This window comes from Pseudarthrobacter sp. MDT1-22, from assembly GCF_054511035.1.
In genome coordinates this window covers 287,065-313,142 of the sequence record NZ_JBTNDK010000002.1, presented here as the reverse complement: position 1 = coordinate 313,142, position 26,078 = coordinate 287,065, and the positions used below count along the sequence as shown (strand labels likewise).

Below are 26,078 nucleotides of genomic sequence, written 5' to 3'. Positions count from 1 at the left end.
AACTCGTGCTCGTCCTCGCGGCCGGCGCGGCAGCCCTCGCCATCGTCGGGGCAGGCCGGTTCTCCATCGACGCCCTGGTCTTCGGCCGCAGCCAGAACCGCACTATCGCAGCCCTGGCCTAAGCAGCAGGCAGCCTCAAGACAAAGCACGGCGCCCGGAACCCGCACAAACGGGTGCCGGGCGCCGTTCTTGGTTACCGACTCGATCGGATGATTCTGAGCGTATCCTCCTTGCACCATGCGGAGCCGTGAAATGAGGCATGGAGGGATGCTTGATGCAGGCGTCCTCGAGGAGCTTCTCCAGCCGCTGGATCTCCCGGGTCCGTTCCCGGGTGATGATGGTCCTGGCCCGGGTCAGGTCACGCAGTTCACGGATCGGCGGCGGGGGCACAAACGAGGCACGGACCAGCCCGTGGGCGCCCAGATCGGCCAGCCAGGCAGCGTCGGAGACATCGGTTTTGCGGCCCGGGACGTTCCTGGCATCACGGGCGTTGACCAGAACGACATTCAGGCCCTCGTCCTCGAGCAGGTAGTAGAAGGGACGCCTGTAATCACCGGTCGCTTCCATCACCACCAGGCTCACCCGCTCCTTGAGCAGGTGTTCCTTCAGGTTCAGAATCTGGCCGGTCATCGCACCCCAAGTGGTGACCGTAGAGGCAGTTGCCTTCGCTCCGCGGCCCTGGACACGGACGCAGACCTTCGCGTCCTTCTTCGAAATATCAATACCCGCGCACCGCGGGTGGATCACTTCCATCCCGGATCACCCTTCCCAGTCATTCCGGCAGGAATCAAGGTGCATGCGTTCCGGGGAGGGCGGATAAAACGACAAATCTGACATTCGTGCTCAAAGGCAACAATCCACGGTCCCGCGGACAACAAAACTGTGCCCTCCACCACCAAACTAGTCCACAGGCTCACCGGCACCATAGGGGAATCGGGGTCCACCGAAACACACACATCAAGTGTGTCCCCACAGCCTCTGCAAGCACCAGAGATCCACCGGATCAGAGGTGACCCGGCCAAATTTTCCATCCCCACGGCGGAGCGAAGCACCTCAGGAACTAGGCCCGGGAGCAGGAAATCGAGCTCGTCCATGCCGACAAATCTGGTGAAAAGGGCGCCCGCTACGGTCACTTTGCGGCGGTGGTTCCGGAGGTTGCGAGGTCGATGCCACGGGTCTCCGGGAGGCCGAAGGTGGCGAAGAGGCTCACCAGGCTCACTCCGGCCAGAAGCAGCCCGATGGCCGGACTCCCCAGGCTGGCGCCGAGCGACGCGGCCACCAGTGGCGTGACGCCACCGCCGACCAGCGCTCCGAGGTTGTAGGCCATTCCGGCACCTGTGTAGCGGTAGCGGGTGGCGAAGAGCTCCGGCAGGAAGGCGCCCACCGGACCGTAGATTCCGGCGACGATCAGCAGTGTGCCGGACAGCCCGACTGCAAACGACCAGGTGGTGCCGATGTCGAGGATCGGGAAGAGCAGGAGCGACCATGGCATCGCCACGAAGCACGAGCCGACGATCACGGCTCGGCGGCCGATCCGGTCGGAGAGCATTGCGCTGCCAATAGTTCCGGCTGCGAAGAATATCGCGCCGACGATTCCCAGCGAGAGGATGGTGGGCCGGCTGTGGCCAAGGCCCTCGGCACTTGTGCCATAGCTGCTGAGAAAGGCTGTGCCGATGTAGAAGAAGGCGAAGAGCATCATGGTGGAGGCGCCGCCCAAGAGGATCTGGCGTGGCTGGTTTCGCACAGACTCCCACACGGGCAGCTTGCGGGGCCCAGCCGGGATGGCGCTCGAGTCGCTGGCCTCCTTGAAGACTGGAGTCTCTTCGATCTTGAGGCGGATGTAGAGACCGATCATAACGAGCACGGCACTTCCGATGAACGGAATGCGCCAACCGTACGTGAGGAATGCCTCCGACTTGTCGCCAAGTGACAGATTGATGATGAGGAAGGTTGCGCTCGCGAGGGCGAAGCCAATCGACGGGCCCAGCTGGGGGAAGGCTGCGAAGAGGCCCCGGTGTTTGGGCGGGGCGTACTCGGCGGCCATCAGAGCCGCGCCGGCCCATTCGCCGCCGACAGCGAATCCCTGAAGAAAGCGGAGAACAACGAGGGTGATCGGCGCGGCGATCCCGATTACGCTGGCGTCGGGCAACAGCCCGATGGTGACGGTCGCGATGCCCATGATGAGCAGTGTGCTGACGAGCGTTTTCTTGCGCCCCAGCCTGTCACCGAAGTGGCCGAACAGGACAGCACCGAGGGGGCGCGAGACGAAGGCCACGGCAAAGGTTCCGAATGAGGCGAGAGTGCCGGCGGCCGGGCCGAGCGCCGGGAAGAAGACCTGGGGGAAGACGAGGGCCGCAGCCGTGCCGTAGATGAGGAAGTCGTAGAACTCGATGATGCTGCCCATCGAGCTGGCGACGGCGACCCTGGCCATCGAGGTGGGGCGCGGACCGGACCGGTTCGCAAACGGTGCGAGGCTTTCGAGCATGCGATATCTCCTTTGACATCGGTCGTCGAAACGAGGTTTGTTTCGACGCGAAGATGTCATCGTGCCAGCGCCGTGCGTTCGCCACCACCTCCCGATGGAGGTGTTTTCGCGCCATCGGTCAGGGCAAGAGGCGGAGCCTGCGCGCGGCCACTACGGCCTCCGCGCGGCTGTGCACGTCCAGTTTCGCCATGATCGACTGCATGTAGCTCTTCACGGTGACTGCCTTGAGTGAGAGCCGTTTGCCGGTTTCGGCATAGGAACAGCCGAGCGCCACTTGGGCGAGCACATCCGTCTCCCGTCGGGTGAGGTGCGGGACGCCGGCCGGCGCCGCGTCGGAGCCCTCGAGCCGCGCGGTCACGGCGAGGATGCGCTGGGCGAGTTCGGGATCAGTCGTGGTGCTGGCCACCGAGAGGAGCTCGGCATGCGCAAGCCGGACGGTCTCGATGAGGTTCCGTTCCGGTGGCTCCGCGGCCAGGCTTTGGACGACCCGGAGAATCGCGACCCGGTGGTCCACCTCGTCCCGAATGGCCAGTTCCCGCGAGATCCTCGAGGCGCCGGCGCTGAGTTCGGTCACCACGCACTCGCCGATCGATGTGCGCTCCCGCGTTGCCGCGTAGAGGATGCACCGGGCACGGCCGTCCACGAGGATGGGGAGCGCCACCATGGTCCGCAGGCCCTCCATGCGTACGGCGTCGTCATGATGATGGGTGATGCTGTCGGAGTCAAAGTAATCGGCCACCCCGATGGTGCGCGCCTGGGAGAGGGCCCGCCCGCCCACCCCCTCTCCGGGCTGCACACTGAGGTTCTTCAGACCGTGCGTCGTCGTGCCGAAGAACTCGGTGATGGTGAGCTCGGTGCGGTTCACGAGGCCTGCGAAGAACACCGCTGAGCCCGTCCGGGCTGCGGTTTCCCGGATCGCCCGCTTCAGCAGGTCGCGGTCGCTCGGACGGTAGACGTCGTTGTCATGCCCTGTCATAGGGCCCTTCCCCGGTTAGATGGAGCAGCTGGACTGAGCAGCTGGATGGAGCGGGCTAGACGGAGCGGCCGTCGAGCTTGTCCTGGATGCGCCGCGCCAGCTCAGCAGTGGGTGTCGAGCGGGGAAAAACGGCCACAACCAGGTCGTCCCCGGCCGGGACGGATGCGGGGTCGCCCTGCGGCAGTACCCCGAAAATACGGCGCACCGCCAACAGCTCGTGTTCCAGGTTCTGGAGGGAACCGCGGGAGGAGTCCAGCATCATTTCGCGCAGCACATAGTTATGGGTTGACGTGACAGCGGCGGCGAACCGGATTGCATCAAGCGTTGATATGCCCGGCAGCGCCTGGCGCAGGTAGTCCGAGAAAAGCCGTTCATAGCGGGAGACCATGATCGTTTCCCGGTCCCGCAGCGCGGGCACCGCTTGCACCACGTGGTAGCGCTTTTGGGACAGCTTCCGGCGTTCGGAAAATTTCACGAAGACCAGTTCTGCGGCTTGGCACACAGCCTCCCACGGATCGGGATGGCTGGCAGCCAGGTAGACCGTCAGCTCAGCGAGCAGGGCTTCGTGGTCCGCAAAGATCACGTCTTCCTTGGCGCGGAACTGACGGAAGAAGGTGCTGCGGGAGATTCCGGCAGCGAGGGCAATATCGTCCACGCTGGTCGGGTCGTAGCCATTGTCGGTGAACAGATCCAGCGCGGCCTCGGCCACGCCGGAACGGAAATTAGCCACTGATACCATCCCGGTACAGTAGCAGCGCGTCACCCTGTCCGCCGCCGCCACAAAGCGCGACGGCGGATTTGCCGCTCCCGCGCCGCATCAGCTCATGTACGGCAGAGACCACCAGCCGCGCTCCGGAGGCGCCGATCGGATGTCCGATGGCGATGGCACCGCCGTTGACGTTCACCTTGTCCAAACAGAGGCCCAGGGCCGCTGCGGAGTGCGCCACCACCGAGGCGAAGGCTTCGTTGATCTCCACGAAGTCAAGGTCCCCGGCCGTCCAGCCCGCGCGGGCCAGGGCCGCGGTGATTGCCTGTGCCGGCTTGTCCGGCAGTGTTGTGTCCGGCCCGGCGATCTGCCCGGCGGGCCCGACGACGGCCAGCACCTCGAGCCCGTGGGCATCGGCGTACGCGCGGGTCACCAGCACGACGGCGGCGGCGCCGTCGCTCAGCGGCGAAGCATTTCCGGCCGTAACGGTTCCCACCGCGGTGAAGGCCGGCTTCAGCCCGGCCAGCACCTCCTGCGTGGATTGCGGACGGACGCCCTCGTCATCGCTTACCAGCACGGGCGCGCCGCGCTTCTGCGGCACCGAAACAGGGGCGATTTCGGCCCTGAATCTTCCCTCGGCCCGGGCCGCGGCCGCCCGCTGGTGGGACAGTGCCGCGATATTGTCCTGCGCTTCGCGGGAGAGCTGAAGCTCCGCGTTTGCGCGGTCCGTCGCAATCCCCATGAGCTCGTGGTCAAAGGCATCCGTGAGCCCATCGTGGCCGGCCGAGTCCACGGCCGTGATGCCGCCGTAGAGGTAGCCGGCGCGCGAGCCGGTGAGCAGGTGCGGCGCCTGGCTCATGGATTCCTGGCCGCCGGCGACCACCACATCCGCCTCGCCCAATTTGAGCAGCCTGACGCCCTGGATGATGGCACTCAGCCCGGAGAGGCAGACCTTGTTCACGGTGACGGCGGGGGCGCTGAGTGGTATTCCTGCCGCGACGGCGCTTTGCCGCGCGGGGTTCTGGCCCGCGCCGGCCGTCAGGACCTGGCCCACGATGACGGCGTCGACGGACGCCGGCCCGATCCCGGAGCGCTCCAGGGCCGCGGCGATGGCCGCGGCGCCAAGCTGCACAGCGCTCCGTGAAGCCAGCTGGCCCATCAGTTTTCCCTGAGGGGTGCGGGCCGCGCCCACAACGACTATGTCCTGGCTGCTCATTTGGTGGGTTCCTTGCTGGGGGCTGGGGCGCTGAGGTCCAGTGCGCGTAGCCGCGACTTCAGGACCTTGCCGGTGGAGTTGTGGGGGAGCCCTTCGGGGAAAAGGATCCTGTCCGGAACCTTGAATCCTGAGAGCAGGCCCTTGACGTGCGAGCGGATCTCCTCGGCCGTGACCGAGCTGGAGCCGCTGCGGATGACAAAGGCCACCGGGCGTTCGCCCCATTTCTCGTGCGGGACGCCGATCACGGCCACGTTGAGCACCGCCGGGTGGCTGATAATGGCTTGCTCCACCTCAATGGTGGAGATGTTTTCTCCGCCGGAGATGATGATGTCCTTGGCCCGGTCCTTGAGCTGGATGTAGCCGTCGGGATGCATCACGCCGAGGTCGCCGGTATGGAACCAGCCGCCGCGGAAGGCGTCGGCCGTGGCCTCGGGATCCTTGAAGTAACCGAGCATCACGTTGTTACCCCGCAGCACGATTTCGCCCAGCGTTGCGCCGTCGGCCGGGACATCGAGCATGTCCAGATCCACGATGCGCGCCGTCTCGGCCTGCAGCATCCCCACCCCCTGGCGGGAGATCTTGACGGCCCTGTCCTGGGCGGAAAGATCATCCCACTCGGTTTGATGCTCACAGATCGTGTACGGGCCGTACACCTCGGTCAACCCGTAAACGTGGACCACGCTGATCCCGATTGACTCCAGTGACGCGATGATCGCGGGCGACGGCGGCGCCCCCGCCGTCGTGATCCGCAGCGGCACCTTGAGCTCGTGGGCCTGGGGTGCGCCGGCAATAATGCTGCACACCGTGGGGGCGCCACAGAGGTTGGTGACTCCGAGAGTGTCGATGGCGTCCCAGACGGCGTCGGCGCGCACTGCCCGCAGGCAGATGTGGACGCCTGCGGCCGCCGTCACGGCCCAAGTGGTGCACCAACCGTTGCAGTGGAACATCGGAAGGGTCCAGAGGTAGCGCGTGTCGCCGGTGAAGTGATTGTGGAAGGTTTCCCCGAGCGAGTTCAGGTAGGCACCGCGATGCGAATACAGCACTCCCTTGGGCTTGCCCGTGGTGCCGGAGGTGTAGTTGAGCGTGATCGGGGCGCGTTCGTCCTCTACGCTCCACGGAAGATCTGCGTCCTGGTGTCCGGACGCGGCGAGGAAGTCTGCGTACTGCGTCGTGCCGATGCCTGCCGGGACGTCCGGATACGGGATGGTGCTGTCAGGCACTTCGATCACCTCAGCCAGCTGTGTCAGGCCCAGGTCCATTCCCGCCACGGTGGCCAGCAGTTCCGAATCGGCAAACAGCAGCCTGGCTTCGGAATGCTCCAGGATGTATTGGAGTTCCCTGGCGGACATCCGCGAGTTCAGGGCCACCAGGACGCCGCCAGCCAGGGGGACGGCGTAATGGGCAATCAGCAGTTCCGGCACATTAGGACACAGGAAGGCCACCCGGTCTCCGGGCTGGATCCTGCTCTTGATCGCTTTGGCCAGCCCCTGGGCTTCGGCGGCGAAGTCCCGGTACGTATAGGAGCGGTCACCGTGGATGATCGCCGTCTTCTGTCCGAACACCTCGGCGGAGCGCTGCAGGAACCGCAGGGGGCTCAGCGGGGTTTCATTGGGAAGTTCAACTGTGGTCATGGCGAATCCTTAGGCGAAGGCGCTTTGTCCGGTGACATCGCGGCCGATCAATAGGGTCTGAATGCTTTGCGTTCCTTCGTACGTATGTATGGATTCGATGTCGAGAAGGTGCCGGATCACGTGGTTTTCCAGCAGGATGCCGTTGCCGCCCAACATGTCGCGGGCAATGGACGCCAGCTCGCGGGCCTTGCGGGTGTTGTGGTACTTCGCCATCGAGGCCTGGGTGGGGCGCATCTCGCCGGCCGCATCAAGTCCCGCGAGGTGGAAACAGTGCAGCTGCATGCTGGTCAGCTCCGAGAGCATGTACGCCAGTCGCTCCTGGACAAGTTGGAACTTTGCCAGCGGCTTGCCGAACTGTGTCCGCTGCGTGGCATAGTTCAACGCGGCTTCGTAGACGGCGGTGGCGTGGCCGAGAGCGGACCAGGCGACCCCCAAACGCGTGGCAACAAGGATTTCGGACGTGTCCTTGAAAGTGCGGGCGCCGGGGAGAAGATTGGCCTTTGGAATGCGGACGTTGTTCAGCTTGATCCGGGCCTGGTGGATTGCGCGCAGCGAGGCCTTTCCGGTGATGGTTTCGGCCTCGTAACCCTCCCGGTCCTGTTCCACCAGGAAACCACGGACATCGCCGTCGTCATCGCGTGCCCATACCACCGTGACATCGCCTACGGAGCCGTTGCCGATCCACTTCTTCTCGCCATTGAGGACGTAGTCCTCCGCGTCGAGCGAGGCGGTGGTTTCCAGTGCCACGGAATCGGAGCCGTGGTCCGGTTCCGTCAGGGCGAAGGCGCCGAGCTTTTCGCCGCGGGCCAGCGGACCGAGCCAGGTCCGGCGCTGGGTGTCGGAGCCAAAAAGGGCAATCGTCCGCAGTACCAGGCCGCCCTGGACTGCGATGACAGTGCCCAGGGAACCGTCCCCGCGGGAGACCTCCATGTTGACCAGGCCGGCGGCCAGCGCGGACATGGGCTCCAGGCCCTGTACGTCAATGCCATCGGCCAGGAGGTTCATGGTGCCCATCCGCTTGGCCAGATGGGCGGGGAACTCGGCCCGTTCCCAGTAGTCGTTCATCTGCGGTATGGCCTCCGCGGTGAAATCCCGGGCACGCCTCCACGCTTCGCGGTCGGGTGCGGAAATGTTGGCGAAGACGGAGTAGTAGTCCGTGTCCAGCGGTTCAGCGACGTCATAGTCGGGCATGGGCTTACATCCTTTTTTGGGGAGGAATTGAGAAATGGCGCGGAGGTGGCGGCGCTTGTTTGAGGCGGGCCGCGCGGCCCTGGCTATCAGGCGAAGCCGGACCCGGGGTGGAAATCCCTACCCCACACACGCCGGGAGGCGCCGCTTTGGTCTAGCAGCGGGGTGAGGCCCCCCAGACGCTGGGGGAAGTTGGCGCCCAGCAGCATGCACAAATCCACTTCCGCCGGACCGGCCACCACCTTTTCGGCGAGCATCAGGCCCACCTCCTCGGCCAGGGCGTCAAGTATCCCTGCCCTGATGGCCTCCGCGTCAGGTGCCGGCACCGAATCTCCGGCATCGGCAGACGGCAGCAAGGCGGCCGCCTCGGGAAGCACCGTGCCGGACTTAGCGAGGTAGCCGCGCAGCCGGGCATCCGCAATGGCTGCCAGGCTGGTACTGACATAAAACCGGTCAGGGTAGGCGGCGTGCATGGTCTCGCAGATGTGCAACTGGACCGCGGGTCCGATGAAACCCAGCAGCGTCAGCGGGGTCATGGGTAGCCCGTGCGGGTCCAGGGCATGGTCCGCCAGCTCGATATCCGTCCCGTCATCAATGACCTGCAGCAGTTCGCAGAACAGCCGGGTCAGGATCCGGTTCACGACAAAGCCCGGCGTGTCCGTTACCAGGACCGCAGTCTTGCCCAGAAGCCGGGCAAGCGAACAAGCGGTGGCGACGCTGACGTCGTCGTTGCTTTCAGTGCTGATGATTTCCACGAGCGGCAGCACAGCCACCGGATTGAAGAAATGCAGTCCCACCAGGCGTTCCGGATGGGCCAGGCCGTGACCCATCGCCGTCACGGAAAGGGACGACGTATTCGTCAGGAGCAGCGCATCAGTGCGCAGCAGGGGCTCGATCTCCGCGAAGACGGCGCGTTTGACGGCCAACTCCTCGAACACCGCCTCGATGACCACATCGCAGTCCCGGTACTCGCGCTTATCCACGGTGCCGCGGACAAGACTTCCCAAGTCGCGGGCCGCCGTTTCGCTGAGTTGCCCCCGGCTCACCAGCTTCTCCAAGTGCCCGGCGATCCAGCCAAGCGCGCCATCCACCTTTGCCTGGGAAAGATCCGTGATCAGGACCGGAACGCCGAGCTGTTTGGCAAAAACAAGGGCAAGCTGGCTCGCCATGAGCCCGGCCCCGATTACGCCAACGCTTCGGACGGGGCGCGGATCGGCGCTGGGTGCGCCCGCCGGCCGCTGCCGTTGAGTGTCCAGTAGGGCCGCGGCATACGCCTGCGCCGATTTTCCGGGCGACTTGCCGGCGTCGACGGCAGCGCCCGTGAGTGAGGCAGTTTCTACGACATTGTCAGGAACCATGTCACCGTTCTACAGTGAAACTGAGTGTCAAGTCAACTGATACTCAGTTTCAAAGAAGGTGATTGTGGCTTTGGAACGGCTGGGTTGGCGCGATGATCTCCGAGATAGTTCCCTTTTCTGTGCGCCTCAATTCGGCTGATGTCGCAGTAGGGCGAGACTAAATCGGGGCTATGCGAGACAATGGGAACGGCGGCCGCCACGCGCAACAGTGAGAGCAGTCACATTGGCCGGACGTCTGTTCAGCCGGTGTGGACTGTAAGTCTCAATGAGGAGGAACGATGGGTAACGAAGCCGAAACTCCGGACGCAGCGGCGTCCGTGGACTTCGAACAGGTCCAGTCGACAGAGCGGTTCCAGGAACTGCGCAAACGTCACCGTAGCTTTGTCTTTCCCATGGCCATTGCATTCCTGCTCTGGTATTTCGCATACGTCCTGCTGGCTGACTACGCCGTCGAGTTTATGTCCACCAAAGTGTGGGGCAACATCAACATCGGCCTGATCCTGGGCCTGCTGCAGTTCGTCTCCACGTTCGCCATCACCGGCTGGTATGTCAGCTACTCCAACCGGAAACTGGACCCCATCGCCGCCGAAATCCGCCACGAAATCGAAGGCCACGAGTTCGACCAATCCGGCAACCGAGTGGACGGAGCGGCGAAATGAGAGGGACCCGGTTCCTGTGAGAAGCCGTGTCTTACGGCTTGAGAGGCGGAATCCCGGCTTTTCCAGGGGTCTGCCCTTTCGCCTTGGAGCCCTTCCATAGATGATGGGAGCGGTGGCTGCTTTCGGTATGCAGCACCAAGACGGGGCAGTCCGCGTGGGCAACACACGCAGTGCTCACGGAGCCGAGGTGCATGCCAAGGAAGCCCCCATGGCCCCGGCGTCCAACCACCAGCAATGAAGCGCCGGCCGCCACTTCCACGAGCTTCGCCGCAGCCGGTCCGCGGACCAGTTGCGAGGTCAGTCTTTCCGGAGTCTCCTCACCGAACGCCTTTTCCAAGGCGTCCGCAAGAGTCTTCGCCGCAGCCGCTTCAAACCGGGCGAAATCGGGTGGAACATATCCGGCGTAAATCTCCGGAAAATCCCAACAGGCAATAGCGACAATGGTGGCGTTCAGGGCCGGAGCCAGCTGTGCCCCCAGACGGAGGGCCTGGATGGACGATTCCGAACCGTCCACACCGACAAGAACCTTGGCTTCCGCATCCATGATCATTCTCCTTCGAAGGTGAATCCCCTGGTTGTTCCTAGTCTGCAGCTCCCATTAGCGGTAGCTGTGTGCCGAGCATATGCGCACCCGCAGGCGAACGGAACTGCCTACGGATGTTTCTCGGGTCTGTCCGGGAATCCGATGCTATTTAGGTCCAATCACCGAAGTAGCCGCATGGGCTAAAGCAGTGTCCACGGGTCCGTCCAAACCGTGTAACCACTCGCCTTATCGACAAATTCGCGGGAGCAAGAGCCTTGAGCTGCTATCCAGAGACCGGATGAGTCGGGCATGACATCACCCTGGGCTCCTCCTTCTACCGCTGTGGGCTGATTTCGTTTTCGTAGTCATTCATAGTGGGCCACGACTGGAGCTACAAACTTGAGGAACTGCCTGAACCGGAGAAGCTTCCGCCGCTGCTGCCATAGCCCGTGGTTCCGCCGGCGCCCCTGGCAGAGCTGACGCTGCCCACGCCGGTGTTCAGGCCGGAGTTGGAGGCAGGAACAGAGAAGAAATAGTAGGACGGGTAGACGGGGCCGAGGATGCTGGGTTCGTAAGTCTGCTTACGGTGGCGGTCCGTGCCTTCCTGCGCGTTCTCCATCTCCGTGCGCATGAGCTTTGCTTCGCGGTCGGTCTTGGTAAGACCCTCGATCACGGTTTCTGCGTGGTTCTTCAGGAGAACTGAAAGATGGCTCCTGGCGTCGCGCAACCCGTCCAAGGCAGTTTCCGGTGTGATCGTGCCGTCCGCGAGTTCTGCGGTCCAGCGCTCGATCTCGGGCAGGCTCGCGTCACGGAAGGACCTGAGGGCCGCGGCGGTGGCGGAGTCACCTTGCCCGTGACGTTTGCTGAGCAGTTGCTCCACGCCCGCCAGATCGCTGCGGAAGGGCGCCAGCTGCCGGTCCCAAGCTGTGGGCCAGGCAGTGAGCTTGTTGAGCAACGCGTTGCTGTCGGCAATGACGTCGTCCAGGGCGTCCAGTTCCGCCGCCGCATCTGCGTACTCCCGCACCAGCTTGAGGTTCGACCGGCGGCCCAACGCCTTCGGTGTCAGGGCCTGGACCCGGTTCGAGAGCCCGGTGGTGGCGTTGTACCGGTTGAGGAAATTGCGGTGCTTTTCCACAACACTGCTGCCATAGGAAGAGGACTGGGGGATGGTGCGGGCATTCAGTTCCGTGACATCCAGGTCCGTGCTCACACTGGCATAGCTCCGGTCTCCGCGCGCCAAGTCCTTCCGGCTGCCCGCCCTTGTCACCGCACCCACCGTTAGCCATGCCGCAATGCCCAGGGCGGCCAAGGCGCCGGTCACCCACGCAGCGACCTGGAATGCCGTGGACCGGTACCAGGGCTGGTTGATCAGTTCGGCACCGCGCCGGACTCCGGCGATGGTTCCGTCCGTCCATTGGGCGTCCCGCAGGAGGTCCTTTGCGGCATTTTGGATGTCATCCCTTTATTCCAGCGAGACCTTGCGGTCCTCGCCCATATAGGTGCTCACATGCCGGCCGACAGGATCGAGCGCAAAGATGAAGAGCCCGTTGGCCCACTTCTGCCCGTCGGGACTGATCCAGTCCGGGTGTTCCGCGCAGGCGAACCTGAGAACCTCCTCGTTCAGGTTGTCCGCGGCGCTCCCGTTGTAGGTATACACAGCCACCTTGGTGGGCTCATGGAACTCGATCGCAGTGATGGCCGGGACGAGGGTGTTGCGGTCAAGAACTCCTGCCCGGTCCTCAACAACGACGTTGGTCGGCGGGAGCCCGAGGGCTGCAGCGCAGCCGACAAGCAGTAGCGCAAACACTAAGAGCAGCCTGAACGTCTTGAGCATCATGCAACCGGCCACACAATTTTTGTCTGCGGTTCCGGGGTCAATCCATTCAAAAGGACAAGAATCCGCTGTGGATCTGCAGCGGGACAAGGGCCAGGCACGGGGGTTACGGAACTAATCGCGACGACCTTGCGGTTTCCAAGGGAATAACCTCTATCCGAGCTACTTGACCGTCCGCAGGCCCGATCACCAGCAGGACGCGCTCGGCGGCGACACCGGCAAGCGCAGCGACCACCCGTCTAACCAGCTCAGGTTCCGAGGCGAAGACGACGCCGGCAGGTAGCGTTGTACCGCCGGCGTCGGCTCTTTTCCAGACAGTGACTTGGGCGCCTGTCGCGGTGGTGATGGCTTTGGACAGCGGCGCTGGATCGGCGGCCGTCACCATGGTGACGTGATCAATGGTTCGCGCCGAGGCCGGCGAGGCGGCTGCCAGGAGCACGTGCTCGCGGCGCCACAGGGCAAAGTGGTAAGCGGCTACGAATCCGGCCGCAACCAGGAGACCGAGCGGCGCGCGGACACGGTCCAGGAGGCTGCCTCCGGTTACTTCACCCAGCAGAAACTCGAAGAGCCGGTAGCCAACGACGAGGAGGGCGATCAGCGCGACCACCGCGCTGATGCCGAAGAACGCTACGAGGTAAACACGCCTGCCTGGCGGAATAGTGTCCGCGGTTCGCGGTTGCCTCGTAGGCCTCCACGCCCGCCACCAGACAGGACCGCCCACAACGAGGGAACTGATACCTCCCAGCAGGAGGGTTCGTGTGCCGCTGCCCGCGAGGGGTGAAACGGCCATGGCAAGCGAAGCATTGATGACTACGCCGACGCCGGACGCAGCCGCTGCCAAGGCAACCCCCGATGTCACCAGCCGACTCGCACGCCGGGTGGCAACAGACCGATGAGCCCCGCTGACGCGGTGATAGCGCCACACCAAAGCACCGACGGCAGCGGCGGCGATGGCTGGACCCAGCGGGGCCAGCAGTTCGTTCATAGGCTCACCCCGATCGAATGCCGTTCTGAGGAGCACAAAAACCACGACGCCGGCGCCACCGAGTGCTGTGATGCCCGCCGCGAAGATCCCCACACCAATCAACGCCACATCCACCAGAGTGGTGTCCAGTTTTCGCGCGCCGCCCCGAAGCCAGTGCCACCGCCACACCATACTTCCGCCAATGGCCCAAACCATCGCCCGGAGCGCCGACTGCCACCACGCGTCCCCGCCCGGGGTGAGGCTGATGTACCCCCGGATCGCGACGTCAAGCAGGCCGCCCAACGCCGTGATGGCGGCAACCGCGCCCACCGCCAGGCCGAAAACCAAACCGATGACCGCCGGGACATCCTCAAGGTGGACTGGATGTTTGACGGGGTGCCGCCACATCCAGCGGTGCCAGACGAAGATGCCGGCCCAGACAAGCCCATCCGACAAGGGCGAATACCACTGAGGTTCCGCCCGGCCGATGAACGACGCCGCCATCCCGAGGAAGGCCGTCACAGATGCGATCAGTGAGACCGCGTAGATGGCAGACAAGTAGATGCCCCACCCCACTGAGCTGCGCTCCGCGCCGTCGTCGAGCCTTTTCCAGACAACCCACCACAGAAGCGCGGCGAGCGGTCCTCCGATCAGCGTGAACGCAAGGGAACGCGCCACACCGGCCACATCGGTTGACGCCAGCACCGCGCCCGTGCTGAACAGGCGCTCCAAGAGGCCACTGAGCCCTACCGCCGCGATCAGCACCAAGGCGAACAGCAGTACGTAGACGATCAGGCGGCGGAGGGTGAGTTGGGCGGAACCTGCCGCTGAAATTGTCGTCGGCACGTCCGAATTCATGGCTTCACGGACGTTCCGGTGCACGACAGGAGCTGGTACGGTGCCTGGTCGATCAGCCATTTGCCATCTGTCTTCACCAGGGAGAAACGATCCTCCATCTCGTACTCGGACGGTCCGAACGGGCCGCCCGAACCTGAACTGACGACGGAGACCTTCACGAGAGCCGAGTTGTCCCGCTCTGTGGCAGAGATCAAAACCACCCGGGTGGGCAGCGGGCCGCTTTTACGGAAGCCGCCGCACGAGGAACTGGCCGCTTCCGTGAGGTAGGAATTGGCTGTGGCCGTATCGCCGCCGATGACCGCGGTGCTGTAACGCTGGACCACTCCCTGGGGTGTCGACCCGTCCAGTGCCTCTGGCTCGCCGCGTGTAAAAACGACTGCCAGTGCCACGATCACCAAACAGCGCAATTGCGGAAAGGATTGCGAGGAGAATCCGCTCGGGCTTTCTCGTCGCAGCGTTCATGCCGTCAGTATGGCGCAGCAGCAGCCCTTTGTATGTGTCGTCCGGCCCTGAGCCGGCATTCTCAGAGAATTTCGACCTGCCGCGGGGCACTGCGACCCAGCCGCAGTAGGAGGAAGCCAAGTTCAGCCATCCCCGGCGGCAAAGTAGACGGCTTGGAGAATGCTGAAGGGCACGAACACCAGCTGGATGAAAATCCAGATCAGGATCGAACGCGCTCAGGTGGATTCCGCCAACAGTGAGCGCGAACAGGAGCTCTGGTACGAAGTAGGCCCTGAATTTGGCGATTCCTGTGCCTCGACTGCTCCTATGGGTCCTGCGAATACGTCTCAGGAGTAGGGTTGCCCTAGTCGACGAAGGGGTCAACATGAGCTACAAATATCGAACCGTCCGCGTTCGCGGTACCGGGCTGGTTGGAACAATCGCCCGGAAGCATGGAAGCGGACCTGACATCTACGAAACGTCCAAGGACCCGAACACATCAGTGGTTCCGGTGTTCTTCGAGGCAACTGGCGAGGTCCGTTTTTTCGACAGGTCGATGCTTGAGGACGTCGTGGCGCCTGTCAGTTAGCAGCGAAAGTAAAGCAACGGTCATAGGTGTGGAAGGCAACCGCACCTGGCGGTGAAGCCAGAGCCGGTGGCGCGGTTCCACCCGCTGATCGACGGCAACAACGCACGGCGTGGGCTCTCGTGCTCTCCGTTAACGCCCACCGCCATGATTTGAGCACCGCTGTCGCTGAAGCTCGCGTCGCCGCGGCCGCGAACCGTGCCGGTTGAGGCCGCCATAGCGGCATCTGCGCGAGGGATGGGGCCCTGGAAGACGGAATGCCTGAGGGTACGTTCAGCTGCCTGACATGTCTCCCCGACGAGATCGCCACGCTCTGCAACTCCGGAAACTGACCTCCGGAAACAGCTGTATCGTTACCGGCCAATCCACTGCATCCCGGGCTACTAGCCGGGTAATGCTGGGATAACGCAGTCGCCGAGAATTTCTCGCACCTCGATCAGGAATCCTTGGCCGCGTAACCGAAATACAACGACGAAACTGTCTCAAGAACTTGACGTGCGCATGCTCTATGGAATGGGCAGATGAGGCACCAGCCAAGAGCGTCGCCCGACCACCTGAATTGTCCCGGGCCCTCGCCCTGGACAACGTCGGGTGGCCGCCAACCGCATACCCTAATAACCGACGGAAGTCACCTCCGCCTGTTCCACCGGACCGACGCGTAGACCACACTCCTGGACTCTACGGACTCGAGGGACTCCTTCCGCCGGGAAACCAGCATCACCCGTGGCATCAACAGCGCCGTCTAGAAGCAGCACGGGGCAGGAATATCTTACGAATGACGCCAAAGCTACGTGGACCGTTCGCCACCGTGACGGTCCGGGGTGCTTGGAAGGACAGGAGTCTGATCCAATCAGGCTGGTGGTCCTGCAGCTGCACGTCCGTCAGTGCAGTGGCAGTCTCCTGGACAACTAGGGCGGCCTCCAGTTCGGCGAGCTTGGCGCCGAGGCAGCGGTGGATGCCGGAGCCAAAAACAATGCCATGGCTGGTGGATTGACCGCGGTGGGCCGTCTCCGCAGGCACGGACTGGCTCGCGAGTGCGGCCGGTGACGTGATTTGGTTGCCGCTGAGTTCGAGGAGGATTTCGGTGCCTGAAGGAATTCGGGCGTCACCGAGGTTCGTATCGTGGGCTGCCACCCGGCGCCACGTGGGGACGGATGATTCGGTGGCCAGCACGTGCCGGACCATGGCCCTGGAACCGGCGTCGGATGCCGCGTCCTTCCAGCCCACGGGCGCGGACCCTTCCAGGAGCCGGAACAGCGTGGTGCTGATCAGTTGGGTGGTTGTTTCCTGTCCGGCGATCAGCAGGAAGTAGCCCAGCGAGCAGATTTCAGTCGTCGACAGGCCGTGCTCTGCCAAGGATTTGAACAGGTTCCGTCCGGGGGCCGCCCTGGATTCCGCGACGAGCTTCCGCAGCCAGACGTAGAAATCTGCGGCGCTGTGGGCCAGTTCGAGTTGCCGGTCTTGGTCCGGCCAGCCCCAGAACAGCTCCATGGACTCACGGCCCCACCGCTTGAGGTCCGCAAGATCCCGAACGGGCAGCCCGAGGAGTTCGAGCATGACGACTGCCGGGGGAAAAGCAGCCACCGCCTGCACGAGGTCCACGCTTCCGGAGAAGCCGAGCTGGTCCGCGGCGTTTCGTGCCGCTTCCTGGGCCAGCTCCCGGATCCGCGGCTCCATGGCGGCGACCGTGGCAGGGGTGAAAAAGCCCGCCACGACCTTGCGGATCCCGGCGTGTGTGTCCGTGTCGTTGCTGGCCAGCACGGGAGGCAACGCAAAGCGGACGCGCTGCAGCACGCGCAGGGCGGGCCCTTCCAGTGGCGTCACGGCGACCAGGGCATTCGCGGGGCTGAAGTCGGCAGGCCGGTGCAGCACTTCGCGGACCGCGTCCGGGTCGCGCACCACGAGGTACGGGCAGCGGGCCCCGTCGGAGCCTTCCGTCTGACGCATGGTCTCCGTCTGTCCCGGACCTCCCACCCGCGGCTTCTCGGTTCTGGCGGTCATCATCGCCGGATTCATGCGGGCAGGCCGTTCAGCCATGCAGCTGCACCGGCGCGGAAAGCAGCCGGGGGCAGTTCCGAGGCCTGCTCGGGAAGGGCGCCGAGCAAGGGCGCCCGCAACGAATCGAGCACCTGCCGGTTGCTGTGGTGTACGAAGTCGGGTTTTCCGGGCCAGCTTCCGAGCACCACCCCAAGGACCTGCAGGTCCCGCGCGTCCAGCGCTTCGAGGGTCAGGGCGGTGTGGTTCAGGGTACCGAGCCCCGGCCGGGCGACCAGCACAAATGCGGCCGCCAGGAGGGATCCAAGCTCCGCCAGGGTGCCGCCGTCGGAATCCAACTCCACCAGCAGGCCGCCTGCGCCCTCCACCAGGACGTGATCGTGGGACGCGGCGAGCTCGCGGACCTTCTTGGCGTGCGCAGCCAGCGTTGGGAGCGGCGTTCCGTCGACGGCGGCAGCGGCGACGGGCGCCAGCGGCTCCTGCAGGACAACTCCGGTTTCTGCTGTCACGGCGCCGGCGAGCCGGACAATCTCGGCAGCGTCGGAATCGCCGTCGGCTGCTCCTGACTGGCACGGTTTGTAAACCGCGACGCTGCGCCCCGTTCCGTGGAGGACGGCGGCGAGGGCCGCCGTCGTGATGGTCTTGCCGACGCCGGTGTCCGTTCCGGTTACGAGGATGATGCCGGGCAGGTTCATGGAAGTTCCTCCAAAATGCCGCGCAGCACTGCGCAGCTGTCTTCGATTTCCTCGTGCGTCAGGGTGGCACGGGCGGTGAGCCGCAGCCGGGAGATTCCGTCCGGAACGGACGGTGGGCGGAAGCATCCGATCCGGACACCGGCAGTCCGCGCCGCCTCGGCAGCTGCCAGGGCTGATGCGGCGGACGGCATGGCGATGGACTGGACGGCCCCCGCCGTTTGCTCGACGGCGGCCCGGTCGGCCGCTGTCTGCTCGACGACGGCGCCGCGGGCTGCAAGGGCAGGGCCAAGCCCGGCGGCCAGGGCTGCAGCGTTGCTTCGCACGGATTCCGCCCGCCAGGGCTCATCCCGGATGATCCGCACCGCCGCGAGGGCTGCGGCGGCGGAGGCCGGCGCCAGCCCGGTGTCGAAGATGAAGCTGCGTGCCCGGTTGAGCAGGTGTTCCCGCAGCAGGGCGGATCCCAGGACCGCTCCGCCCTGGCTGCCCAGGGCCTTGGACAGCGTCGCGGTCACGACCACATTCGGGTGCCCGGCAAGGAAGGTTCCGGCCACCGCGCCGCGGCCCTGGAAGTCACCGGTGCCGATGACTCCGAGGCTGTGGGCCTCATCGATGAGCAGCACGGCGTCGTGGTCCTCGGCCAGGGCCAGCAGGGCAGCGAGCGGGGCTTCGTCGCCGAGGACGCTGTAGAGGGATTCGACGGCGATCAGCGCCCGCGGCTCCGACCGGCCGGCAAGCAGGCGGCCGGCGTCCTCCACGCTGTTGTGGGTGAACGATTCGGTGCGGGAGCGGCTGAGCCGGAAACCGTCGATCATGGAGGCGTGGCAGTGTTCGTCCGCAATGATCAGGGTTCCGGGGCCACCGAGCGCCGTGATCACACCGATGTTTGCCAGGTAGCCGGAGGAGAACACCAACGCCATTTCCATCCCCGCCAGCAGGGCCAGTTCCTCCTCGAGGTCCAGATGCAGCCGGGTGGTTCCGCCCACCAGGCGCGAGGACGTGGCGCCCGCGCCCCACAGCGACGCGGCCGCCGCAGCGGCCTCGGCAACCCGAGGGTCCGCCGCGAGGCCCAGATAGTCGTTGCTGGCCAGGTCGATGAACTGTTCGTCCGCGGCACGGGGGAGCGGGCGGCGGACCAGGCCCCGGCGGTCCCGGACCGCGGCCTGCCGCTCGAGCCACTGGATCATGGAGCGGCTCATGCCGCACCTCCCGCCCGTGCCGGGACGCGCTCATGTACGACGCGTCCGTGTACTTCGGCGACGGCGGCCGTCATGCCCGCCGTGATCTGTTCAATGTCCGCTGCGGTGCTGATGTACGGGGGCATGGTGTAGACGAGGTTCCGGAACGGCCGGACCCAGACCCCGTGCCGGATGGCCGCGGCGGTGACCGCGGCTACGTCGACGGCGTCGTGCAGCTCGATGACTCCGACGGCGCCGATGGTGCGGACATCCCGGACCGCCTCAAGGTCCAGGGCGGGAGCGAGCCCTGTTTCGAGGCCGGCGCCGATCCGGGCGACGTCGGCCCGCCAGCCGCCGTCGCCGATGATGCCGAGGCTGGCGTTGGCAACCGCACATGCCAGCGGGTTGCCCATGAAGGTGGGGCCGTGCAGCAGCGCACCGGCCTGGCCGCGGGACACAGTCGACGCAATCTCCGCGGTGCAGACCATGGCGGCGAGGGTCAGGTAGCCGCCGGTCAGTGCCTTGCCCACGCACATGATGTCCGGCACGACGCCGGCATGATCGGCCGCGAACAGCTCGCCGGTGCGGCCAAAACCGGTGGCGATCTCATCGAAGATGAGCAGCAGGCCATGCCGGTCCGCCACGTGCCGCAGTACTGTCAGGCATTCGGCCGGGTACGCGTGCATGCCGCCGGCACCCTGCAGGACCGGTTCGACGATGATCGCGGCCAGCTCCCCGGAATGCGCCGCCGCGATGTCCCCGAGTTCGGACGCCCACGCACGCACGGTTTCCGGGGTCGCGGAGGCGGCTGCCGGGGGACGGGGCGCGAACACGTTGCCGGCCAGCAGGCCCGGGAACGCGGAGTGCATCCCGTCCACGGGATCACAGACACCCATCGCCGCGAACGTATCGCCGTGGTACCCGCCGTGGATGCTCAGGAACCGCTGCCTCAGCGGGTGCCCGGACGCGGTCTGGAACTGCACCGCCAGCTTCAGTGCAACCTCCACTGCGACCGAACCCGAGTCCGCAAGGAATACCCGCTCCAAGCCCGGCCGGCCGGGCGCGGACGGGGCCATGTCCACCAGCTGCTCGGCCAGTTCCACCGCCGGGGCGTGCGTGAGTCCGCCGAACATCACATGGCTGAAACTCTCTAGCTGCCGCCGCGCGGCGGCGTCCAGCACAGGGTTGCGGTAGCCGTGGATCACCGACCACCACGAGGACATCGCATCAACCACCTCGTGGCGTGCGCCGTCCTCGGCCCGAAGCCGCAGCCGCACGCCGTCGGCCGCCTCGACCTCCCACAGCGGAAGATCCGGGGACGCCGGCGCGTAGGGGTGCCAAAGCCTGGCGCGGTCCCGCTGGATCAGGCCCGGCGGTGTCTCGCCACTCATGGTGCGAGCATTCCGTGGCGGGAGCATTCGGCGGTCCAGCCCAACGGAGTCACCTGGACTTTCATGCGGCGCCGGCAGGCGGCGCAGTACCGCGGCGGCTCCATTGCGAGCCGTTCGCCGCAACGGTGGTGAACGTCCGACGCCGGGCCGGCGCCGACGTCGGACGGTTCACCGCAGTGCCCGCAGAACTCAGCCGTGGTTGCGGTTGCTGCATCGCCGGTGGTTGAGCCTGTCGAGCCTGGGGAGCGGTGGGGGATCATAGTGTCTTCTGGAGTTCCTTGATGGGCATGTTCAGCTCGACGAGCAGGTTCAGGTCGGCGTCTGCCGGGCGGCCCAGGGTGGTCAAGTAGTTGCCGACGATGACGGCGTTGATGCCGCCCATGAGGCCTGCCTTGGTTCCGAGGTCGCCGAGGGTCAGCTCCCGTCCGCCGGCGTAGCGCAGCACGGTGCGGGGCATCGCAAGGCGGAACGCGGCGATCGCGCGGAGGGCGTCCTTGCCGTCCATGATGCCCTGGTTTTCCAGCGGGGTTCCAGGGCGGGGGTTGAGGAAGTTCAGCGGGACTTCGTGGGGTTCGAGGGCCGCGAGCTGGGCGGCGAGTTCCGCGCGCTGCTCCAGGCTCTCGCCCATGCCGATCAGGGCGCCGCAGCACAGTTCCATGCCGGCGTCTTTAACCATGTTGCAGGTGTCCAGGCGCTCCTCGTAGCTGTGGGTGGTGACGACCTCCGGGAAGTAGCTGCGGGCAGTTTCGAGGTTGTGGTTGTAGCGGTGGACGCCCCAGCTGGCGAGCTGGTCCACCTGGCGCTGGGTGAGCATACCCAGGGAGCAGGCAATGTTGATGTCCACGGCTTCGTTGATCCGGTCGATCGCGAACTTGATCTGGTTCATCAGCTTGATGTCGGGGCCGCGGACGGCGGCGACGATGCAGAACTCGGTGGCTCCCGTTGCAGCGGTTTCCTTCGCGGCCTTGACGAGTTCGGGAATGTCGAGCCAGACGCCACGGACGGGGGAGTCGAAGAGGCCGGACTGGCTGCAGAAGTGGCAGTCCTCGGGGCAACCGCCCGTCTTGATCGAGATGATGCCTTCCACCTCCACGTCCTCACCGCAGTGCCGCAGCCGGACCTCGTGGGCCAGCTGCAGGGCGGCGGGCAGATCCCGGTCCGGTAGCCTGAGGATTTCCAGAAGCTGGCTTTCGGAGAGGCCGATGCCCTGCTCCAGAACCTGGTTCCGGGCGGTCTCGAGGATTGGGCCGGGGTTGGCCTGGAGCTCTGGCTGCATCGTCATCGATAGTCCTTTGGGGGTGCATAGCTGCGGATATTGCCTCGGAACAAACGCTAGTTCCCAGTTACAAGCGAGATTTTGTTGGGTTTCGACAAAGTGGTGAAGCTGAAATTAGAAGGACCAATACCCAAGCGACGGGACGCTGGACGGAATGTCTTGACTACCTGCAGCCGGGCAATGTGGTGATGGTGGCAGATCTGTCCAGGCTGGGCCGTAGCATCGCTGACCGGCTGACATCGTGACAGTGCTCCGCCAGCGGGGGGATAGTTCCGTTCCCTTGGTGTGGACGGCGCCAGCGGAATCCATTCTCGAAAAAGTCGCGCGCGGACGAGTTGCACTCCAAGCCGTCAAGCAAAACTGAGACACACCACTAGAGCATCGCTCCGCCCCTGTGATGGTGTTCGGCGGCGCTGGAATTCAATGAAGGTCAGGAGGCCGCAGGCTCAGCAGCCAGGCTCGGGGGAGAGCGGATGCTGGCCAGGGATGTTTAGGGCAGACTGGTGGCGTGAGCGGAATCCGGTGGGTGCTGCATGTCGATCTCGACCAGTTCATCGCGGCGGTCGAAGTGCTCCGGCGGCCGGAGCTTGCGGGGAAGCCGATAATTGTCGGCGGTCGGGGGGACCCCACGGAACGAGCGGTGGTATCGACCGCATCCTACGAAGCCAGGGCGTTCGGTGTGGGTTCCGGGATGCCCTTACGCATTGCGGCCCGGAAAGTGCCCGACGCTGTGATCCTGCCCGTCGATCAGGAGGCTTACCTCGCGGCGTCTGAAACGGTGATGGCTACGCTGCGCGCGCAGCCCGGCGCCACCCTGCAGGTGCTGGGTTGGGATGAAGCCTTTATGGGCACTGAGACAGAGAATCCGGAAGCCTACGCCCGGCAGGTGCAGGCGGCTGTCCTGGAGCGAACGCAGCTGCATTGCAGCGTGGGCATCGGCGACACGTTGGTCCGAGCCAAGGTCGCCACCGGATTCGGCAAGCCGGCCGGCGTTTTCCGCCTCACTGCCGGGAACTGGCTCGACGTTATGGGCAGTCGGCCCACCAAGGACCTGTGGGGTGTCGGAATCAAGGTGTCGGGCCGGCTGGCCAAGCTCGGCATCAATACAGTGGCCGAGCTCGCCGCGTCCGACCCCCAGAACCTGGTTCCGGAGTTTGGCCCCAGGATGGGTCCTTGGTACGCGGAGCTCGGACGCGGGGACGGCGCCAGCGTTGTGGACGATACGCCGTGGGTTGCCCGCGGGCATAGCCGGGAGACCACCTTCCAGCGGGACCTGACCGAGCCCGCCCAGGTGGACGACGCCGTGAGGGAGCTGACAGCGCGTGTCCTTGAGGATGTTGTGGCTGAAGGACGGCCCGTGGTTGGGCTGACTCTGAAGGTTCGGTACGCGCCGTTCGTGACCAAGAACCACGGGAGGAAGATTCCCGAGACATTCGACCGGGAGGAAATTCTCGCGAGGGCTTTGGGCCTCGCAGCAGGAATCGAAGCGGGCCGTCCGATCCGACTCCTAGGCCTGCGGGCCGAAATGGCCATGCCCGACGATGCCCGAAAGGGACATACGCCTACGCGGGGCGGTTGGTGAGTGAGATGAAGTGTTCCGTCTGGGTTTTATTGGCCGCCGTCCTGTGGTTGTGCGGGTGCACCAGTCCAAGCGGTCCGGTCACGGGGCATTCCGGGGACGTTGCCGGTGTGGTCCTGACCGCCCCGGTCTGTCCCGTCGAACGTGTTGGTCAGGAGTGTCCACCGCGCCCAGTATCAGGGGCCGCGGTTGTGGCTTTGGACGGGGACGCCGTCCGGGGCTCAACACAAACCGATAGCACCGGTGCCTTCCATCTGACGCTGCCTGACGGACGTTATGTAATCAGGGCGACCAACGTCGGCGGCTACGCTTCGACGGCTACCGAGCTTGTGGTCATCTCGGACAGGCCCGTTCACATCACGCTGGTTGTTGACAGCGGGATTCGCTAAGGCTGGTCCGCGCAGGGCCGGCAGATGTCGGCACCGAACCAAGCTATTCCGGCGGCATACGAATGGGGAAACCCCGCACCGTAAGGAGAACGATGACCGAGCCGGATCAAGGACGCGGCTGGTGGCCCGAAGAGTGCTGCCCGGCGGCGTAGAGCCGGACCCGCGGTTCACCCTGGCCAACGAGCGAACCTTCCTGGCTTGGGTCCGCACCGCCCTGGCCTTTCTCGCCGGCGGGCTGGCGCTGGAAGCCTTCGCGATTGAGGCATTCCCCGAACCCTTGCGCAAAGCGCTGGCACTACTCCTGGTAGCTATCGGGATGCTGATCAGTGCCGGCGCCGGTCACTGCAGCTGTGGTGATCATCCTGATCGCACTGAACTAATGCCGGGAGCTCGAGCTGCTCCCACGCACCAGGACCCCGGGCTCCAACCCGAGCGCACGGTGCTCTGCTGGGGCCGGACCGCGATGGCTCTTTTTGCCGCCGCGCTGGTTTTCCTGCGCTGGCTGCCTCACTACCGTTTCTGGATTCTGATTCTCATCGCGGTGGCGGGCACCATCGCGGTCAGCTTTTACGCCACACAGCGCGGCCGCTATTCCGCGCGCGTCAGGGGCATCGCGGCGGAACAGTTTCACTCAGACGTGGCTGCCGTCTTCTGGTCCAGCGGCTCCGCTCTGCTGATGGGGATCCTGGGCCTGATCATCCTGTTCACGGGCTAGCGTCCAGCATCCGGGTTCTCGTCCCGCGCTCTCGGCCGACAACTCTGGTGAGATCCGCTCGGTGGCGGCTGCCGCCGTCGTCCGGCATTTCCACTGTGGCACTGACGCCGCCCACGGCGGCACGGCCGCGCCTACCTGGCGGAGACCAACACCGGCTGGCCGCGTGAACGCTGAGCCGCGATTCCCGCCTCGTCCGGTCTCCTGGGGGCTTTCCTTGTGCCGGGCCGGCGTCTCCGATGGTCTGCGTTGATGCTGGCGGAGTGCGAGCGGCGGAAACACGAGCACCGAGAGCATTCCCGCTCCGACGAGGGCGGAGGCGATTCCGCCTGAGATCAGCCCCTCATCCCGGCCAATGCCTGTCACCCCCACGACAATCGGCAATCCTGTTGCACCAAACAGGATGATGGCCCGCTTGTCGGCATGGCTGGACTTTGGGGGAGCCGCGAGTATCGACGGCAGACCTCGGATGATGAGCAAGAGGAGCAGGAACAGGGGGACCAGTGCGAGAGCTGCGGGGCTGGCGGTTAGCGCGCGTAGGTCGAAGTCTATGCCTGTGTCGATGAAGAAGACCGGCACCAGGAATCCGAAAGCGATGGCGTCGATTTTCCCCTCAATGACTTTCCGGTCTTGCTCGGGAGCGCGCGCGATGGCGACTTTCCAGAGGACTCCGGCGGCGAATGCACCCAACAGCATGTCGAGTCCCAGGACCATGCTGAGTACAACGAGCACAGTGAGGATAAAGATGATGGACCGGACGGCGAACTGGCCGCTGGTGTGGAGGGTCCTGGTGACCTGGGAATAGAGCAGTGAGTGCCGTGCCCGCGACGCGAGATAAATCGCCAGGCCGGTCAGGAGAACAAACCCGAGAAGTACCGCTGTTGCCGGGCCCAACTGCCAACGAAGAAGAGCATGGCCAGCCCGAAATCGGCGAGCGTATCCGTGAACTGGGCGGGTTGGATCCATCCCAACAGGCTGGGGCCGAGCATGATTCCGAGGACAATTTCGAAGACCACGATCGGCACCTTGACCACCCGATCAAGGAAACGGGCCGCAAGGGGCGCCGCGATAGCCAGCAAGGCGATCAGAACCATTGACGTCGACAAGCCATCCATCGGCGGTACCTCCGGTAGCTCGGCTGCTTCGAAGGAAAAGTAATCCAAAGCTACCGCCACTGTTGGGGATGGCGCCATAACAGCCACCTCCCACTGGGACACGATCAGGAAGTCGTACTAACGATCGCGGTGGGCGAAAGCGTTAGCCCGCGGGTCCACCCGGCTGGCCACCCCCATGAGATATAAACCGAGTGGCTTGCCGCGACTTCGGACACGGTTGAACCGGCTCGTCCCGCCATGGCATGTTGCGCGGCCGGTGGGATCATCCGGTCAGCGGAGGCGATCAGGTACTAACCGGGCAAGGAACGCAAGGCAGGTTGGGTGAT

General features: G+C 65.0%; 23 protein-coding genes and 3 pseudogenes. 6 read left to right on the top strand and 20 right to left on the bottom strand.

Going from position 1 to position 26,078, the window contains the following annotated elements; translation table 11 throughout:
* Positions 1-258: 258 nt before the first annotated feature.
* The 8 genes and pseudogenes from ACX80M_RS03360 to ACX80M_RS03325 form a co-directional block, all read right to left on the bottom strand.
* Positions 259-753 (bottom strand): annotated as a pseudogene (locus ACX80M_RS03360) (IS110 family transposase); the annotation flags it as partial.
* A gap of 376 nt (positions 754-1,129) precedes the next feature.
* Positions 1,130-2,485, bottom strand: a complete 1,356-nt coding sequence (locus tag ACX80M_RS03355; RefSeq protein WP_459308822.1) for an MFS transporter — start codon at positions 2,483-2,485, stop codon at positions 1,130-1,132.
* Positions 2,486-2,603: 118 nt separating this feature from the next.
* Positions 2,604-3,461, bottom strand: a complete 858-nt coding sequence (locus ACX80M_RS03350) for a LuxR C-terminal-related transcriptional regulator (protein ID WP_459308820.1) — start codon at positions 3,459-3,461, stop codon at positions 2,604-2,606.
* Positions 3,462-3,516: 55 nt separating this feature from the next.
* Positions 3,517-4,200, bottom strand: coding sequence for a TetR/AcrR family transcriptional regulator (locus tag ACX80M_RS03345; RefSeq protein WP_459308818.1), 684 nt, complete (start codon positions 4,198-4,200; stop codon positions 3,517-3,519).
* Positions 4,184-5,383 carry an acetyl-CoA C-acyltransferase gene (locus tag ACX80M_RS03340; protein WP_459308816.1) on the bottom strand — a complete coding sequence of 400 codons (1,200 nt, stop codon included), beginning with the start codon at positions 5,381-5,383 and terminating at the stop codon, positions 4,184-4,186. The genes ACX80M_RS03345 and ACX80M_RS03340 overlap by 17 nt, the downstream gene beginning before the upstream one ends.
* Positions 5,380-7,014 carry an AMP-binding protein gene (locus ACX80M_RS03335; RefSeq protein WP_459308814.1) on the bottom strand — a complete coding sequence of 545 codons (1,635 nt, stop codon included), beginning with the start codon at positions 7,012-7,014 and terminating at the stop codon, positions 5,380-5,382. Before ACX80M_RS03335 ends, ACX80M_RS03340 begins: the two co-directional genes overlap by 4 nt.
* 9 nt (positions 7,015-7,023) lie before the next feature.
* Positions 7,024-8,205: an acyl-CoA dehydrogenase family protein gene (locus ACX80M_RS03330; RefSeq protein ID WP_252598696.1), complete on the bottom strand. Its 1,182-nt coding sequence runs from the start codon at positions 8,203-8,205 to the stop codon at positions 7,024-7,026.
* 86 nt (positions 8,206-8,291) lie between these two features.
* The gene (locus tag ACX80M_RS03325; protein WP_459308812.1) at positions 8,292-9,560 is read right to left on the bottom strand and encodes a 3-hydroxyacyl-CoA dehydrogenase family protein; all 1,269 of its coding nucleotides are present in this window, start codon (positions 9,558-9,560) and stop codon (positions 8,292-8,294) included.
* 278 nt (positions 9,561-9,838) lie between these two features.
* On the opposite strand from ACX80M_RS03325, the gene ACX80M_RS03320 reads away from it, so the two are divergent.
* Positions 9,839-10,219 (top strand): DUF485 domain-containing protein, encoded by a 381-nt coding sequence (locus tag ACX80M_RS03320; RefSeq protein ID WP_252598698.1) that lies wholly within the window; start codon positions 9,839-9,841, stop codon positions 10,217-10,219.
* A 31-nt stretch (positions 10,220-10,250) separates the two neighbouring features.
* Here ACX80M_RS03320 and ACX80M_RS03315 read toward each other — a convergent pair whose 3' ends face one another.
* The 4 genes and pseudogenes from ACX80M_RS03315 to ACX80M_RS03300 form a co-directional block, all read right to left on the bottom strand.
* Positions 10,251-10,763 carry a universal stress protein gene (locus tag ACX80M_RS03315; RefSeq protein ID WP_252598699.1) on the bottom strand — a complete coding sequence of 171 codons (513 nt, stop codon included), beginning with the start codon at positions 10,761-10,763 and terminating at the stop codon, positions 10,251-10,253.
* 370 nt (positions 10,764-11,133) lie between these two features.
* A pseudogene (locus tag ACX80M_RS03310) lies at positions 11,134-12,549 on the bottom strand (DUF5129 domain-containing protein).
* A gap of 133 nt (positions 12,550-12,682) precedes the next feature.
* Positions 12,683-14,386 (bottom strand): DUF5671 domain-containing protein, encoded by a 1,704-nt coding sequence (locus tag ACX80M_RS03305; RefSeq protein ID WP_252598700.1) that lies wholly within the window; start codon positions 14,384-14,386, stop codon positions 12,683-12,685.
* 8 nt (positions 14,387-14,394) lie between these two features.
* Positions 14,395-14,787 (bottom strand): hypothetical protein, encoded by a 393-nt coding sequence (locus tag ACX80M_RS03300; protein ID WP_459308809.1) that lies wholly within the window; start codon positions 14,785-14,787, stop codon positions 14,395-14,397.
* A 437-nt stretch (positions 14,788-15,224) separates the two neighbouring features.
* Between ACX80M_RS03300 and ACX80M_RS03295 the strand changes: the two genes are divergently transcribed.
* On the top strand, positions 15,225-15,428 hold the full coding sequence (locus ACX80M_RS03295) for a hypothetical protein (RefSeq protein WP_104061341.1): 204 nt from the start codon (positions 15,225-15,227) through the stop codon (positions 15,426-15,428).
* Positions 15,429-16,154: 726 nt separating this feature from the next.
* On the opposite strand, the gene ACX80M_RS03290 is transcribed toward ACX80M_RS03295, so the two are convergent.
* The 6 genes from ACX80M_RS03290 to bioB all read right to left on the bottom strand — a co-directional run bounded on the left by ACX80M_RS03290 (position 16,155) and on the right by bioB (position 21,963).
* Positions 16,155-17,372 carry a cytochrome P450 gene (locus ACX80M_RS03290; protein ID WP_459308806.1) on the bottom strand — a complete coding sequence of 406 codons (1,218 nt, stop codon included), beginning with the start codon at positions 17,370-17,372 and terminating at the stop codon, positions 16,155-16,157.
* Positions 17,373-17,437: 65 nt separating this feature from the next.
* Positions 17,438-18,115 (bottom strand): dethiobiotin synthase, encoded by a 678-nt coding sequence (bioD, locus tag ACX80M_RS03285; RefSeq protein WP_252598702.1) that lies wholly within the window; start codon positions 18,113-18,115, stop codon positions 17,438-17,440.
* Positions 18,112-19,299, bottom strand: a complete 1,188-nt coding sequence (locus ACX80M_RS03280) for an aminotransferase class I/II-fold pyridoxal phosphate-dependent enzyme (protein ID WP_374209985.1) — start codon at positions 19,297-19,299, stop codon at positions 18,112-18,114. Before ACX80M_RS03280 ends, bioD begins: the two co-directional genes overlap by 4 nt.
* 8 nt (positions 19,300-19,307) lie before the next feature.
* Positions 19,308-20,681, bottom strand: a complete 1,374-nt coding sequence (locus ACX80M_RS03275) for an adenosylmethionine--8-amino-7-oxononanoate transaminase (protein ID WP_252611985.1) — start codon at positions 20,679-20,681, stop codon at positions 19,308-19,310.
* Positions 20,678-20,941 (bottom strand): biotin synthase auxiliary protein BsaP, encoded by a 264-nt coding sequence (gene bsaP / locus ACX80M_RS03270; RefSeq protein ID WP_445260443.1) that lies wholly within the window; start codon positions 20,939-20,941, stop codon positions 20,678-20,680. The genes ACX80M_RS03275 and bsaP overlap by 4 nt, the downstream gene beginning before the upstream one ends.
* On the bottom strand, positions 20,938-21,963 hold the full coding sequence (gene bioB, locus ACX80M_RS03265) for a biotin synthase BioB (RefSeq protein WP_252598705.1): 1,026 nt from the start codon (positions 21,961-21,963) through the stop codon (positions 20,938-20,940). The genes bsaP and bioB overlap by 4 nt, the downstream gene beginning before the upstream one ends.
* 502 nt (positions 21,964-22,465) lie before the next feature.
* Here bioB and ACX80M_RS03260 point away from each other — a divergent pair.
* The 4 genes and pseudogenes from ACX80M_RS03260 to ACX80M_RS03245 all read left to right on the top strand — a co-directional run bounded on the left by ACX80M_RS03260 (position 22,466) and on the right by ACX80M_RS03245 (position 24,640).
* On the top strand, positions 22,466-23,539 hold the full coding sequence (locus ACX80M_RS03260) for a DNA polymerase IV (protein WP_445260444.1): 1,074 nt from the start codon (positions 22,466-22,468) through the stop codon (positions 23,537-23,539).
* A 5-nt stretch (positions 23,540-23,544) separates the two neighbouring features.
* Complete coding sequence (locus tag ACX80M_RS03255; protein ID WP_459308802.1) at positions 23,545-23,925, top strand: carboxypeptidase-like regulatory domain-containing protein; 381 nt, start codon at positions 23,545-23,547, stop codon at positions 23,923-23,925.
* 118 nt (positions 23,926-24,043) lie between these two features.
* Positions 24,044-24,262, top strand: a pseudogene (locus ACX80M_RS03250) (YidH family protein); the annotation flags it as partial.
* Positions 24,242-24,640 carry a DUF202 domain-containing protein gene (locus tag ACX80M_RS03245; protein ID WP_374209900.1) on the top strand — a complete coding sequence of 133 codons (399 nt, stop codon included), beginning with the start codon at positions 24,242-24,244 and terminating at the stop codon, positions 24,638-24,640. The pseudogene ACX80M_RS03250 and the gene ACX80M_RS03245, both read left to right, overlap by 21 nt.
* Here the strand turns inward: ACX80M_RS03245 and ACX80M_RS03240 are convergent.
* Both ACX80M_RS03240 and ACX80M_RS03235 read right to left on the bottom strand, forming a co-directional pair.
* A complete protein-coding gene (locus tag ACX80M_RS03240) occupies positions 24,557-25,531 on the bottom strand; it encodes a cation:proton antiporter (protein ID WP_459308800.1) in 975 nt (324 codons plus the stop codon). The genes ACX80M_RS03245 and ACX80M_RS03240 overlap by 84 nt on opposite strands.
* Positions 25,489-25,830: a cation:proton antiporter domain-containing protein gene (locus ACX80M_RS03235; protein WP_459308798.1), complete on the bottom strand. Its 342-nt coding sequence runs from the start codon at positions 25,828-25,830 to the stop codon at positions 25,489-25,491. Before ACX80M_RS03235 ends, ACX80M_RS03240 begins: the two co-directional genes overlap by 43 nt.
* Positions 25,831-26,078: the final 248 nt, after the last annotated feature.